The 13548-nt window shown below is 71.3% G+C and carries 14 protein-coding genes; 7 read left to right on the top strand and 7 right to left on the bottom strand.

What is annotated here, in order from left to right:
- Positions 1-23: 23 nt before the first annotated feature.
- Positions 24-941 carry a methylenetetrahydrofolate reductase [NAD(P)H] gene (metF, locus tag ABZ406_RS21590; RefSeq protein ID WP_357764342.1) on the bottom strand — a complete coding sequence of 306 codons (918 nt, stop codon included), beginning with the start codon at positions 939-941 and terminating at the stop codon, positions 24-26.
- A 259-nt stretch (positions 942-1200) separates the two neighbouring features.
- Between metF and ABZ406_RS21585 the strand changes: the two genes are divergently transcribed.
- Positions 1201-1590 (top strand): helix-turn-helix domain-containing protein, encoded by a 390-nt coding sequence (locus ABZ406_RS21585; protein ID WP_357764339.1) that lies wholly within the window; start codon positions 1201-1203, stop codon positions 1588-1590.
- Between the two features lie 9 nt (positions 1591-1599).
- A complete protein-coding gene (locus ABZ406_RS21580; protein WP_357764336.1) occupies positions 1600-2682 on the top strand; it encodes a polyprenyl synthetase family protein in 1083 nt (360 codons plus the stop codon).
- 128 nt (positions 2683-2810) lie between these two features.
- On the opposite strand, the gene ABZ406_RS21575 is transcribed toward ABZ406_RS21580, so the two are convergent.
- A complete protein-coding gene (locus tag ABZ406_RS21575) occupies positions 2811-3200 on the bottom strand; it encodes an Rv2175c family DNA-binding protein (protein WP_357764333.1) in 390 nt (129 codons plus the stop codon).
- Complete coding sequence (locus tag ABZ406_RS21570) at positions 3197-3355, bottom strand: hypothetical protein (RefSeq protein ID WP_357764332.1); 159 nt, start codon at positions 3353-3355, stop codon at positions 3197-3199. Before ABZ406_RS21570 ends, ABZ406_RS21575 begins: the two co-directional genes overlap by 4 nt.
- 33 nt (positions 3356-3388) lie before the next feature.
- Here ABZ406_RS21570 and pknB point away from each other — a divergent pair, with 33 nt between their 5' ends.
- The gene (gene pknB / locus ABZ406_RS21565) at positions 3389-5377 is read left to right on the top strand and encodes a Stk1 family PASTA domain-containing Ser/Thr kinase (RefSeq protein ID WP_357764329.1); all 1989 of its coding nucleotides are present in this window, start codon (positions 3389-3391) and stop codon (positions 5375-5377) included.
- Complete coding sequence (locus ABZ406_RS21560; RefSeq protein WP_357764327.1) at positions 5377-6243, top strand: deoxyribonuclease IV; 867 nt, start codon at positions 5377-5379, stop codon at positions 6241-6243. Before pknB ends, ABZ406_RS21560 begins: the two co-directional genes overlap by 1 nt.
- Positions 6244-6362: 119 nt before the next feature.
- Here ABZ406_RS21560 and ABZ406_RS21555 read toward each other — a convergent pair whose 3' ends face one another.
- The 4 genes from ABZ406_RS21555 to ABZ406_RS21540 all read right to left on the bottom strand — a co-directional run bounded on the left by ABZ406_RS21555 (position 6363) and on the right by ABZ406_RS21540 (position 11250).
- Complete coding sequence (locus ABZ406_RS21555) at positions 6363-7394, bottom strand: GntG family PLP-dependent aldolase (protein ID WP_357764324.1); 1032 nt, start codon at positions 7392-7394, stop codon at positions 6363-6365.
- A gap of 38 nt (positions 7395-7432) precedes the next feature.
- Positions 7433-8839, bottom strand: coding sequence for a class II 3-deoxy-7-phosphoheptulonate synthase (locus tag ABZ406_RS21550; RefSeq protein WP_357764321.1), 1407 nt, complete (start codon positions 8837-8839; stop codon positions 7433-7435).
- An 88-nt stretch (positions 8840-8927) separates the two neighbouring features.
- On the bottom strand, positions 8928-9428 hold the full coding sequence (locus tag ABZ406_RS21545; protein WP_357764318.1) for a nuclear transport factor 2 family protein: 501 nt from the start codon (positions 9426-9428) through the stop codon (positions 8928-8930).
- Between the two features lie 181 nt (positions 9429-9609).
- Positions 9610-11250, bottom strand: a complete 1641-nt coding sequence (locus ABZ406_RS21540; protein WP_357764315.1) for a glycosyl hydrolase family 18 protein — start codon at positions 11248-11250, stop codon at positions 9610-9612.
- 167 nt (positions 11251-11417) lie between these two features.
- Between ABZ406_RS21540 and ABZ406_RS21535 the strand changes: the two genes are divergently transcribed.
- From ABZ406_RS21535 to ABZ406_RS21525, 3 genes are all read left to right on the top strand, one after another.
- Positions 11418-11909 (top strand): glutathione peroxidase, encoded by a 492-nt coding sequence (locus tag ABZ406_RS21535; protein WP_357764312.1) that lies wholly within the window; start codon positions 11418-11420, stop codon positions 11907-11909.
- A gap of 467 nt (positions 11910-12376) precedes the next feature.
- Complete coding sequence (locus ABZ406_RS21530) at positions 12377-13051, top strand: NADPH-dependent F420 reductase (RefSeq protein WP_357764309.1); 675 nt, start codon at positions 12377-12379, stop codon at positions 13049-13051.
- Between the two features lie 103 nt (positions 13052-13154).
- Positions 13155-13454 carry a hypothetical protein gene (locus ABZ406_RS21525; RefSeq protein WP_357764306.1) on the top strand — a complete coding sequence of 100 codons (300 nt, stop codon included), beginning with the start codon at positions 13155-13157 and terminating at the stop codon, positions 13452-13454.
- The last annotated feature ends 94 nt before the right edge of the window (positions 13455-13548 follow it).

The raw sequence follows: 13548 nt of genomic DNA, 5'->3' as shown, positions 1-13548 counted from the left end.
AACAGGTGTCGCAGGTGCAACGTTCACACGCGAGCGCCGACCTTCAGGTTCTGCCAGACCTCACGGGTCGCGGTGGACCGGTTGAGGGTGATGAAGTGGATTCCGGGCACGCCCTCGTCCAGCAGTCGGCGGCACATCTCGCTGGCCTGCTCGATGCCGAGCCGGCGGACGGCGTCCGGGTCGTCGGCGACGCGTTCGAAGCGGGCCGCCAACGCCGGTGGGAAGGGCGCACCGGACAGCTGCACGGACCGCTCGATGGTGCTGAACTGGGTCACCGGCATCACGCCCGCCAGGATCGGGGTGTCACAGCCGGCAGCGGCCACCCGGTCACGGAGCCGCAGGTATTCGTCGGCGTCGAAGAACATCTGCGTGACAGCGAACTCCGCGCCGGCCCGACACTTGCGGACGAACTGGGCGGTGTCGCTCGCCACGTCGGGCGAGCGGGGGTGCTTGTACGGGAAGGCGGCCACACCGACGCTGAAGTCGCCCGCGTCACGCACCAGCCGGACCAGGTCCTCGGCGTAGTCGACGCCCTCGGGGTGGCGGACCCACTCACCACCCGGATTGCCCGGGGGGTCACCACGAACGGCAAGCACGTTGCGCACGCCCACCCCGGCGAGCCGACCGACCACGTGCCGCAGCTCGGCGACGGAGTGGTTGACAGCGGTCAGGTGGGCCATCGGCAGCAGGGTGGTCTCGGTGGCGATCCGCTCGGTCACCGCCACTGTGGTGTCCCGCGTCGAGCCGCCGGCGCCGTACGTGATCGACACGAACGACGGGCGCAGGGACTCCAGCTCGCGGATGGCCTGCCAGAGCAGCTGCTCCCCCGCCTCGGTCTTGGGCGGGAAGAACTCGAACGAGAAGGTCGGCTGGCGCTCACGGATGAGCTCCCCGATCGCCGGCTGCGGATTGGGGAGTGTCGAGGGAAGACCAAGCGCCACGACCCGACTCTAGCGGTCAATCGCACCAGGACCCAGGCCCTTCCCACCCAGCGGCCGATCCCGCCCGGTCCAATCGACGCGATCGGCGGGGTCGACCGGGCGCGAAGGCGTCGTACCTCCGGGGTAGAAAGAGGCGGTGCGGGAGGGGCGGCGGGGGTGGCCCTGGTCCTGTGCGGGGGTCTGCAACCGAGCGGTGACGCCGGTCCCGCCCGGTCGGGCGGGTGGGTCGTCACCGCGCCGACGCCCGCCAGGAGGACCCATGATCCCGCCCGCATCGCCGCGCCCCGCGCACCTCGGGCCGCTGCTGGCCCGGTGCCGGCTGGCCCGCGGCTGGAGCCAGCAGCGAGCCGCCGCCGAGCTGTGCGCCGCCGCCGGGGTGCCGACACTGAGTCGGCACGAGATCTCCCGGTGGGAGCGACAGTGCCGCGTGCCGGGCGGGTTCTGGCTCGGCTGGCTCGCCGTCGTCCTGGACGTGCCGCTGGTGGCGCTCGCCGAGGCCGCCGCGGCCACCCGTCGGGCCGGCTCGACGCGGGCCACCGGGCCGGGCCGGGGCGCGGTGGCCGGCGAGCGACCGACCGGGCGCACGGGTCCCGGCCGCACCGGCGGGACTACGCGTGGCGGTGGAGCACGAATCAAGACGACCCGCTAGCGTCGGGGCGTGACCCACGCTGCTCCCGTGTCCCCCGTCGACCGCGCCGGCCTGCGGGAGCGGGTCGACAAGGCACTCACCGAGTTCCTGTCCGGCCAGCGGGCCCGGCTCGCCGCCGTGGACGACGCGCTCGGTCCGGTGGCCGAGGCGATCGAGGCGTTCGTGCTCGGTGGCGGCAAGCGGCTGCGTCCGGCATTCGCGTACTGGGGGTTCCGGGGGGCCGGCGGGGTGGACGGCGACCAGGTGCTCACCGCTCTTGCCGCACTGGAGTTCGTCCAGGCCAGCGCCCTGATCCACGACGACCTGATGGACCGTTCCGACACCCGTCGTGGCGAGCCAGCGGTGCACCGACGCTTCGCCACCCGGCACCGGGAGGCCGGTTGGGCCGGCGACCCGGACGGTTTCGGTGACGCCGCCGCCATCCTGCTCGGCGACCTCTGCCTGGTCTGGTCCGACGAGCTGCTGCACTCCGCCGGCCTGGACCTGTGGTCGTTGGCCCGGGCCCGTCCGGTCTTCGACGAGATGCGCACCGAGGTCACCGTCGGGCAGTACCTCGACGTGTTGACGCAGGTCACCGGGGACACTTCGCTGGAACGGGCCAGCAAGGTCGCCCGGTACAAGTCCGCGAAGTACACCGTCGAGCGTCCGATGCTGCTCGGCGCCGCGCTGGCCGACGCGCCGGAGGACGTGCGGACGACCTACTCGGCGTACGGGCTGCCGTTGGGCGAGGCGTTCCAGCTCCGCGACGACGTGCTGGGGGTCTTCGGTGACCCGGCGCTGACCGGCAAGCCGGCCGGGGACGATCTGCGCGAGGGCAAGCGCACCTACCTGGTGGCGGCGGCCATGGAAACCACCGACGACGCGGGCCGCGAGCTGCTGCTCGGCCGGCTCGGCGACCCGGAGCTGGACGAGCACGGGGTGACCCGGCTCCGCGAGGTGATCTCGGGCAGCGGGGCGTTGGCCCGTACCGAGCAGCGGATCGTCACACTCACCGACACCGCCCTGGCCGCCCTGACCACCGTCGACCTCGACACCGAGGCCCGCCAAGCCCTGGTAGACCTGGCCATCGCCGCAACCCGCCGAGCCGACTAACGACCCGACCCCCCGCCCCGCCCGCCCTTCCAAGGTTGATCATGAGGTTGACGACCTCCGCCTCGGCGTGTCGCGTCGCCAACCTCATGATCACGGCGGGGGGTGGGGGGGTTAGAAGGGTTAGAGGGTTAGAAGCCTTGGGCTTGGGCTCGGCGTTTTACCTCGCGGGCCTGGTCGCCGGAGAGGGCGGCGGCCGGGGTGGCGCCGGGGAGGGTGTCGTCCGGCTCGTAGAGCCAACGCAGGGCAGCCTCGTCGTCGTAGCCGTTGTCGGCGAGCAGGTTGAGCACACCGGGCAGGTGCTTGAGCACCGTCTGGTTGGCAACCAGGTCCACCGGGATCCGGCGGATGCCGTCGCGGCGGACCGCCAACAGCTCACGGTCACGGATCATCTGGTGCACCTTGCTGATCGACACGTCGAGGCGTTCGGCGACGTCGGGCAGGGTCAACCAGCCGGCCGGGTCGGTGGGTCCGGCGAGCTCCAGGCCGGGCGCGGCCTGGTCGGGTACGGGTTCGGTCACCCGACCACCCTGCCACGCCGCCGCCGCGACGAGCCACCGGCACCCCGGGCGACCCGTCGACGCCCACCGTGTCGATCGCCGCTGACCAGTGGACGAGCGGCGGCGAGCGCGGCGGGACGGACCGGTTCGGCGTACCGCTGTAGCATCCTGTTCATCCTTCACCCCCTGGACACATAGACTGCCTGCCGATGGACACTCAGGTCGCCGACACGTTGCTGGGCTCGCTTATCGACGGGCGCTACCGCATTCGCGGTCGCGTGGCCCGTGGTGGCATGGCGACCGTGTACACCGCCACCGACGAACGCCTCGAGCGGACCGTCGCTGTCAAGATCATTCACCCGACCCAGGCGAGCGAGGCACGAGCCCGGATCGCCAACTTCGTGGCCCGGTTCACCGACGAGGCGAAGACCATCGCCCGGTTGACCCACCCGAACGTGGTGGCGGTCTACGACCAGGGCACACACGCCGGCCTGCCGTACCTGGTGATGGAGTACGTCCGGGGCCGCACGCTGCGCGACGTGCTGGCCGAGCGACGCCGACTCAACCCGGACGAGGCACTCGCCATCGCCGAGCAGATGCTCGCCGCCATCGCCGCCGCGCACCGGGCCGGTCTGGTGCACCGCGACGTCAAACCGGAGAACGTGCTGGTCGCGGAAGCGCCCACCGGTGGCGTCGCCAACCTCGTCGACAGCGTCGTGAAGGTGGCCGACTTCGGGCTGGCCCGGGCGGTCGAGGCGAGCGCCGACGAGGAGCAGGGCAACCAGCTGATGGCGACGGTGGCGTACGTCGCCCCGGAGCTGGTCACCGAGGGCCGCGCCGACCCGCGCACCGACGTCTACTCGGCCGGCATCGTGCTGTTCGAGATGCTGACCGGCCGCGTGCCGTACGACGGGGACCGCCCGGTGGACGTCGCCTGGCAGCACGTCGACCGGGACGTACCGGCGCCGTCGACGCTGGTGCCGGGCCTGCCGTCGGTCCTCGACGACCTGGTGCAGCGGGCCACCCGGCGCGATCCCGGCGCGCGCCCCGCGGACGCCGGCGCGCTGCTGGCCGAGGTGCAGGTCGCCCGGGATCGTCTGGGTGACGCCAACAGCCACACCGCCGTGCTCCGCCCGGTCAGCGACGAGCCGTCGCTCTCCCAGCCGACGATGATGGTCGCTACCGTCCAGCCCCCCAACCGCCCGTCGTGGGCACGGCTGCCGGAGGGGGCCAGCAGTCAGGGGCCGGGCCGGCGTCGGGCCGCCCCGGAGCCGGCGGAGGGCCTGGCCGCGCGGTTCGCCGCGCTGCGCAGCACGGTGCTGAGCCACCCCCGTGGCCGAATGGCCGTCGCGGCCGTGGTGGTGACGCTGGGCCTGGTGGCGGCAATCGGGGGTTGGTGGTTCGGCGTCGGCCGTTACACGGACGCCCCACAGCTGGTGAGTCTGAACAAGGCGCAGGCGCAGGCGCAGGCCGACCGGGCCGGGCTCGTCCTCACGTACGCCGAGCCGCGCTTCGACGAGAAGGCCCCGAAGGACAGCGTGCTGGAACAGAGCCCCACGTCCGCCGCCAAGATCGTCAAGGGCGGCACTGTCACACTGACCCTCTCCCTCGGCCCGGAGCGTTTCCCCGTACCGGACGTAATCGGCAAGGAGTTCGAGCTGGCCGAGGCGGACCTGGTCAACGCCAAGCTGGTGGTGGCCAAGGGCACCGCCCGCTACGACGACAGCCTGCCGGCCGGGGTCGTGGTGGACAGCTCCCCCAAGGTGGGCGCCGAGGTCAAACCGGGCGCGAAAATCACCCTCATTCTGAGCCGGGGCAGGGCACCGGTGACGGTGCCGAACCTGGTCGGTAAGAGCCTCACCGACGCCCGCACGGCCCTGGCCCAGCTCAACCTGGTGATCGTGGAGAACTTCAAGGACTCCGACAAGCCGAAGGACGAGATCCTCGGCCAGAGCCCGGCGGACGGCGCCGGCGTGGAGAAGGGCACCCAGGTCAAGCTGGACATCAGCAAGGGGCCACCGCTCGTCGCCATGCCACGGGTGATCGACCTGCCGTGCCAGCAGGCCAAGCAGGCGTTGGAGGGCCAGGGCTTCCCGGTGACCATGGCGGTCAACCCGAACGCGGTGGTCCGGCTCCAACTCCCGGGCGAGAACTCACCGGTGGCACCCGGCACCCCGGTCACCCTGACGTGCTTCTGATGCCGACGATCTCCACCCGGCCGGTGGGCACGCACACCCCGACCGCGGGTGGGCTGGCGAAGGCTGCCCTGCCGTACCTCGACGCGACAGGTGCGCGGGTCGTGCAGGTCTACGTCTCCAACTCACGCGGCTGGGCACTGCCCGACGGCGACCCCGGGCAGGACGCCCTGTTCCGCGACGGTTGCGCCGAGCGGGGCATTCCCGCGTTCATCCACGCCTCGCTGCTTGTCAACCTGGGCTCGCCCACCCCGGCGACTGTCGACAGGTCGGCCCAGACGCTGGCGCACGCGCTGCGTCGGGGCGTGGCGATCGGCGCGCGGGGGGTGGTGTTCCACGCGGGCAGTTCGGTGGACGAGGGGTACGCCGAGGCGGCGATGCGGCAGGTCCGCGAGGTGTTGCTGCCGCTGCTCGACTGGGCTGCCGACGCCGGCGGGCCGATGTTGCTGGTCGAACCGAGCGCGGGCGGAGGCCGGTCACTGGCCTCCCGGGTGGAGCAGCTCGGGCCCTACCTGGACGCGGTGGACCGGCACCCCATGCTCGGGGTCTGCTTCGACACCTGCCACGCCTGGGCGGCAGGGCACGACCTGGCGGTCGAGGGCGGCATGACGGCGACCCTGGACACCCTGGTGGCCACGGTGGGCGCGGACCGGCTGCGGCTGGTCCACGCCAACGACTCGAAGGATCTGTGCGGTTCCACCCGGGATCGGCACGAGAACATCGGCAAGGGCAGCATCGGTGAGCCCGCCTTCGCCGAACTGATGGCCCACCCGGCGACCGCCGGTGTGCCGACAGTGGTGGAGACCCCGAGCGAAAAGCACCTGGGCCACACTGCCGACATCCAAACCCTCGCCCGTCTCCGCCCGTAACCCCCCCCAACCCTTGTTGATCAAGAGGTTTGCGTCAGGTTTCGCTGCCTGAATGACGCAAACCCCTTGATCAACCGCGAAGGATGGGGGGCCGGAGGGCCGGAGGGTAGGGGCCGGGGTCAGGCGGACAGGATTCGGGGCAGGACGGCCAGGGCGCGGTCGACGTCCGCGTCGCTGACGCCCAGGTGGGTCACCAGGCGGGCGGTACGGGGGCCGAGCACCGAGATCAGCACGCCCTCGGCCCGCGCCGCAGCGGCCAGAGCCCGCGCGTCCAGGGTGTGCTTGGTGAGGTCCAACGCGACCAGGTTGCTTCGGACCGTGGTCGCCAACACCCCGAACGGCGCGACCGCCTCGGCGAGCCGGGCCGCCTTCGCGTGGTCGTCGGCCAGCCGGTCGATGTGGTGCGCCAACGCGTACCGACCCGCGGCGGCGAGGACACCGGCCTGGCGCATGCCACCGCCCATCCGCTTGCGGATCAGCCGGGCCCGTTCGATCTTCTCCGCGCTGCCCACCACGAGCGAACCGACCGGCGCGCCGAGCCCCTTGGAGAGGCACACCGACAGCGTGTCGAAGAGCTGGCCGTACTCGATCAGCGGCACCCGGTCGGCGACGTGCGCGTGCCAGATCCGGGCACCGTCACAGTGCAGCGCGATGCCCGCCTCGTCGGCGACCCCGCGCAGGTCCCGCAGGGTGGCCAGCGGAATCACCCCGCCACCACCGCGGTTGTGGGTCTGCTCCACTGCTATCGCCCGGGTGGGGACGGCGAAGTAACCGTCCGGCCGGATCATCCCGGCCACCACCTCCGGGTCGATGTCCGCGCCCACCGCAGGCCAGGTCCGCGAGGAGATCCCGCCGTACGCGGCCGCAGCGCCGATCTCGTACGTGACCACGTGCGCGTCGGCGTCGCAGAGCAACTCGTCACCGGGCGACACCAACAGTTGCAGGGCGATCTGGTTCGCCATCGACCCGCTCGGGGCGAACAACGCCGCGTCGTGCCCGAACAACGCGGCGACCTCGGCCTCCAGCGCGTTGACGCTGGGGTCCTCCCCGTACACGTCGTCACCGACCTCGGCGGCGGCCATCGCCTCCCGCATCCCGGGGGTGGGCCGGGTCACCGTGTCGGACCGCAGGTCCACGAACAGGTCAGTCACTGTCATCCCTCCGGCTGCCGACTGCGGGGCACGCACACTCAGCCACGGAGCATCTCGGCTACGAGGAACGCCAACTCCAACGACTGCTGGGTGTTGAGGCGCGGGTCACAGGCGGTTTCGTATCGGTCGGGCAGGTCGAGATCCTCGATCCCCTGGGCACCGCCGAGGCACTCGGTGACGTCCTCACCGGTCAACTCGACGTGCAGGCCACCGGGGTGGGTGTCCAGCCCTCGGTGCACCTCGAAGTAGCCGAGCACCTCGTCGACGATGCGGTCGAAGTGCCGGGTCTTGTAACCGTTGGACGACTCGTGCGTGTTGCCGTGCATCGGGTCGCACTGCCAGACCACCTTCGCACCGGCGGCGGTGACCTTGGCGACGATGGGCGGCAGCGCGTCGCGTACCCGGTGGTTGCCCATCCGGCTGATCAGGGTGAGCCGGCCGGGGATGTTGTCCGGGTTGAGCTTCTCGCACAACTCGATCGCCTCGTCCGGGGACGTGGTCGGGCCGAGCTTGACCCCGATCGGGTTGGCGATCCGGGAGATGAAGTCGATGTGGGCGCCGTTGATCTGCCGGGTGCGCTCGCCGATCCAGAGAAAGTGCCCGGACAGCCCGTACGCCCGGCGGTCGGAGACCCGGGTGAGCGCCCTGTCGTACTCCAGGGCGAGGGCCTCGTGGGAGCAGTAGAGCGTGACGGTGCGAAGCGCCTCGTCGTCGGTCATGCCGCAGGCCCTGATGAAGGCCAGCGCCCGGTCGATCTCCCGGGCGATCGCCTCGTACCGCTCCCCCGCCGGGGAGTTCTTCACGAAGCCCTTGTTCCAGTCGTGCACGGCGTGCAGGTCGGCCAGCCCGCCGGCGAGGTACGCCCGGAGCATGTTCATCGCCGCCGCCGAGTTGGCGTACGCGCGGATCATGCGCTGCGGGTCGGCGATCCGGGCGGCCGGGTCGGCCTCCAGTGAGTTGATCATGTCCCCGCGGTACGCGGGCAGGCCGCGGGCGTCGGTCGGCAGTGAGCGGGGCTTGGTGTACTGCCCGGCGACCCGGGCGACCTTGACCACCGGCAGCGACGCGCCGTAGGTGAGCACTATCGCCATCTGGAGCAGGGTGCGGGCATTGGCCAGCAGGTGGCTCTCGGTGTTGTCCACGAACGTCTCGGCGCAGTCACCGCCCTGCAGGAGGAACGCCTTGCCCTCGCAGACCAGGGCGAGCTTCTGCCGGAGCTGGTCCACCTCGTAGGGCGCGACGACCGACGGCACGGTGTCGAGGACCTTGCAGACCGCTGCCACGGCAGCCGGGTCGGACCACGGCGGGACCTGCTCGCGGGGCAGCTCCCGCCATCGGTCCAGGCCGAGCGCGGCGTCCTCGGCGGAGTCGACTGTCGGTCGGCTGGTCTGCAGGCCCGGGCTGCCCACCGCGGGATGGCTCAGCTGATGCCACTCATGGCGCATGACAGAAAGCGTACGGCGACGGTCGGGGTGGCCGGGCGGCGAGGGGGACGGTTTCCGGCAGATGGGAGATCAATCTGCCGGTCGTCGGTCAGGACGCGGGGGTGGGGGCGACGCCGGTAGGCGTCGGCGAGACCGGTGCACCCGGCGCCTCACCGGCGATGCACCAGTCGCCGCCGTCCCGGGTGACGGTGAAGACGAGCGGCCGGGTGACTGTGCGCTTGCCGACCGCCACCGAGACCGAGACGCGGACTTCCTGCCCGCGCGGGCCGGACCGGACGTCGGTGATGGCCGCCTCCGGCACCTGGAAGTGGTCGGCGAAGTCACCGTTGGGGCCGGTGGCGCCCACATCGAAGCCGTCGTGCAGCAGCGCGCAGAGCTGGCTGCGGCCGGCGGCGACGTCCTTGGCCGCCATCGCGTCGAGGTACGCCTGCACGCGCTCTCGAGAGCGGGTGGCGGCCTCCTCGGCGGGAGCCCGGGCCGGCTTCGCCGCGGACTTGTCCTCGTCGTCGTCCCCGCAGCCGACCAGGGCGACCGGCAGCAGCAGGAACCCGGCGGCGGTCGCCGCCAGCCTGCGGTAGGTCGCGCGCATGATCACCTCCGATGGCGGTGAGATCGAGACGTGCCGAGCCGCGAGTCTGCCACATTCGGCTGAGCGAGCCCAACGGCGGCGGTCCGGCCGACGCTCGGCGTCGACCGGACCGCTGTGTCACGGGCGGGAAGGGACGGTGCGGGCCCCTTCCCGCCGTGTGGGTGGTGCGTCGGCCTTCGGCTCAGCCGAGACCGCCCTTGATGGCGCCAATGAGCTCGCCGTTGCTCGTGTCACCGGAGAGTTCCCAGAAGAACGCGCCACCGAGGCCCTGGTTGTTCGCGTACGTCATCTTGCCGTTGATGGTCGACGGGGTGTCGTAGCTCCACCAGTTGTTGCCGCACTTGGCGTACGCGGTGCCGGCGATCGTGCCGGTGGCCGGGCAGGTGTTCTTGAGGACCTTGTAGTCCTCGTTGCCCGCCTCGTAGGTGCCCGCTGCCGCACCGGTGGCGCTGCCGCCCGGGGCGGCCTGGGTGACCCCGGTCCAGCCCCGGCCGTAGAAGCCGATGCCGAGCAGCAGCTTGTTGGCCGGTACGCCCTTGCTCTTGAGCTTCTGGATCGCCGCGTCCGAGTAGAAGCCCTGCTGCGGGATTCCGGTGTACGAGGTGAGCGGCGAGTGCGGGGCGGTGGGGCCCTGGGCGGCGAACGCGCCGAAGTAGTCGTACGTCATCGGCATCAGCCAGTTGAGGTTGCCGATGGCGCCGGCGTAGTCGGCGGCGTCGATCTTGCCGCCGTTGGTGCCGTCCGCGGTGATCGCCGCGGTGACCAGGGCGTTGGAGCCGAACCTCGACCGCAGCGCGCCGATCACGTTCTTGAACGCGTTCGGGCCGCTGGTGTCACAGCTCAGGCCGCAGGCGTTCGGGTACTCCCAGTCGACGTCGATGCCGTCGAACACGTCCGCCCAGCGCGGGTCCTCGACCAGGTTGTAGCAGCTCTCGGCGAACGCGGCCGGGTTCTGCGCGGCCTGGGTGAAGCCGGAGGACCAGGTCCAACCGCCGAACGACCAGATCACCTTGAGGTGCGGGTTCAGCTGCTTGAGCTTGCGCAGCTGGTTGAAGCTGCCGCGCAGCGGCTGGTCCCAGGTGTCGGCGACGCCGTCCACGCTCTCCGCCGCGGTGTACGCCTTGTCGTAGTCGGCGTAGCTGTCACCGATGGCGCAACGCCCACCGGTGGTGTTGCCGAAGGCGTACAGGATGTGGGTCAGCTTGGCGGCCGAGCCGCTGGTCTGGATGTTCTTGACGTGGTAGTTGCGCCCGTAGACGCCCCACTCGGCGAAGTAGCCGACGACCTTCTTACCGCCGGTGTTCGGCGGGGTGGTGGTCGGCGGCGTCGTGGTGGGCGGCGTCGTCGTCGGTGGGGTGGTGGTCGGCGGCGTCGTCGTGGGTGGGGTGGTGGTCGGCGGCGTCGTGGTCGGCGGCGTCGTTCCACCGCCGCACGCAGCACCGTTGATGGTGCAGTTCAGCGGGGCCTTGTAGGCGCCGCTGCCGTTGTAACCCCAGCTGAACGAGGCGCCGGGGGCGATGCCTCCGGCCCAGCTCTTCTTGACCGCGACGTAGTGGTTGCCGCTGCTCGTGACGTCGGCGTCCCACGCGCTGCTGATGGCGGTGCCCGACGGCAGGTCGAACTCGATGCGCCAGGTGGTGACAGTGGCGCTGGAGCCGTTGGTGACGGTCACCCTCGCCTCGTGACCGGTCCCCCAGTCCTGCGCCTTGGTGAAGGTGGTGGTGACAGTGCCGGCGCCGAACGCGGTGGTCACCGGGACCGCTGCGACGGTCACGGCGACCACGGCACCGGCCCAGAGGGCCCGGCGGAGCGATCTTTTCATGCGGCGTCTCCCGAACTGTTAGGAAACTTTCCAAAAGAGATGGTGAGACGGTACTCACACCGTCATCTGTTCGTCAAGATGTCCATGTTTCGATTTCTCCTGGTGCACGGAGTGCATACGCTGCGCCCACCCCGGGTCGACGCCCGGCCGGCGCGTAGCCTCGGCCCATGACCGTCTTCGACACCCCGATCGACGCCCTCAACGGCGGCCCTGCCGACCTTGCCCGCTACCGCGGCAAGGCGTTGCTCGTCGTCAACGTGGCCTCCCGCTGCGGCCTCACCCCGCAGTACGCCGGCCTCCAGACGCTCGCCGACTCCTACGCCGACCGGGGCCTGGTGGTGCTCGGCGTGCCGTGCAACCAGTTCGCCGGGCAGGAGCCGGGCAGCGCCGCCGAGATCAGCGACTTCTGCCAGGTGAACTACGGGGTCACCTTCCCGCTGACCGAGAAGGTCGACGTCAACGGCCCGGACCGTCACCCGCTCTACGCCGCGCTCGTCGACACCCCGGACGCCGACGGGCACACCGGTGACGTGCGCTGGAACTTCGAGAAGTTCCTGGTGGCTCCCGACGGCTCGGTCGCCGCCCGGTTCGCCCCGACGGTCGAGCCCGACGCCGACGACCTGCGGGTCGCCATCGAGAAGACCCTCCCCGCAGCCTGAGTCGCCCCGGGCCTTGGCGGAACGGCTGTTCGCCCCGAACTCCCCCTACTCGCCGATCTTGCACTTTCTGTCCCGACACAACAGGCATTTACACTCATGTCGACGACCGAAACTGCAAGATCGGCGCGATCTTGCTGCACGGGTCGACCCGCCAGGCAGAGTCCTGACGCAACGACGTTGACAGGGATGTAGGGGCCTCCCGGCGTGCAGATGCCACCACATTCGGATCGAGCGCGATCACGGCCAGGCCGCGCCGAGTCTGCCGCTCGGCCACCGGAGGGTGGCAGCTCCTCGGAGAGCCGGTCGGCGACCAGGATGAGCAGTACGTTTGCGCGGGACGGGCGCGCGCCGCCAGTCGGGCACCCGCCGGGACGGCGAACGGTCCACACGGCCCGACGGCGGGTGATCAAGGTAACCCACCAGTCTGGTCGGGAATTCGTCGTGGGTGGACGGAGTTGGGGACGAGCATGACAACTGTGGGACTGATCGGCAGCGGCAACATCGGCGGCACCCTGGCCCGCCTGGCCGTCGACGCCGGCTACGACGTGGTGCTGAGTAACTCGCGGGGCCCGGAGACCCTCACCGACCTGGTGGAGACCCTGGGCGAGCACGCCAGCGCCGGCACCGTGCAGGACGCGGCGCAGGTCGGTGACCTCGTGGTGGTCACCGTGCCGCTGAAGGCGTACCGCGCGGTGCCGGCCGAACCGCTGGCCGGCAAGGTCGTCATCGACACCAACAACTACTACCCGGAGCGCGACGGCGCCTTCCCGGAGTTGGACTCGGGCGAGACCACGAGCAGCGAACTGCTCCAGCGTCACCTGCCGGAGTCGCGAGTGGTCAAGGTCTTCAACAACATCTACTTCAAGGGCCTGGCCGCCCTTCCCCGGCCGTCCGGCGCCGCCGACCGGAGCGCCCTCGCCATCGCCGGTGACGACGCCGCGGCGAAGGCTGAGGTGACCGCCTTCCTGGACCGGATCGGCTACGACTCGGTGGACGTCGGCCCGCTGGCCGAGGGATGGCGCTACCAGCCGGACACCCCGGCGTACGGCACGCTCTACTCCGCGAGCCCGACCGACTGGCAGAACCCGGCCCCGGGCGACGCCGCGAAGGTGCGCGCCGCCGTCGCCGCCGCCACCCGCTGAGCAGAGACCAGCCGCCGCCCGCGGCACGGTCGCCCTCCGGGTGGCCGTACGGAGGGCGGCGGCGAGCCCGTCGTAGCTGGCGATCGGCTGCCCGTCGGGCTATGTGACGCGCCCCGGCGGGCGTTTCGTGCACGTCGGTGTGCACCCGTGTTTCGTGGGCGCGTTCGCCGACTGGGGACGGCATCCACGTGTCGTCGTCGACGCGCGGTACGCCGACCGGTCCCGCAGCTTCGACAGTTGGAACACCAGCGGGGTGCGGGTACGGGTGGGTGCCTGGCATCTTCCCCTCGCTGATCTGGTCAACGCGACGCTCACGGCCGGATTCCGGCTGGTCCGGGTCGTCGAGGCGGGCCCGGGCGGAGTTCCCGACCTGTTCGGCCTCGTCGCCCTGCGAGATCGGTAGCGGCAGTCGGCAGAAAATCGGCCCGGCAACTTGCGTCACAGTCCTGTTCACGGGACCCTGTTCTCTGGGTTGCCGCCCGCTCACCGAACGTGCC

This window comes from Micromonospora sp. NPDC005710 (assembly GCF_040630995.1).
GTDB lineage: Bacteria > Actinomycetota > Actinomycetes > Mycobacteriales > Micromonosporaceae > Micromonospora.
Note: the sequence above shows the minus strand (reverse complement) of the source record. Positions and strands in the feature narration are given on the sequence as shown.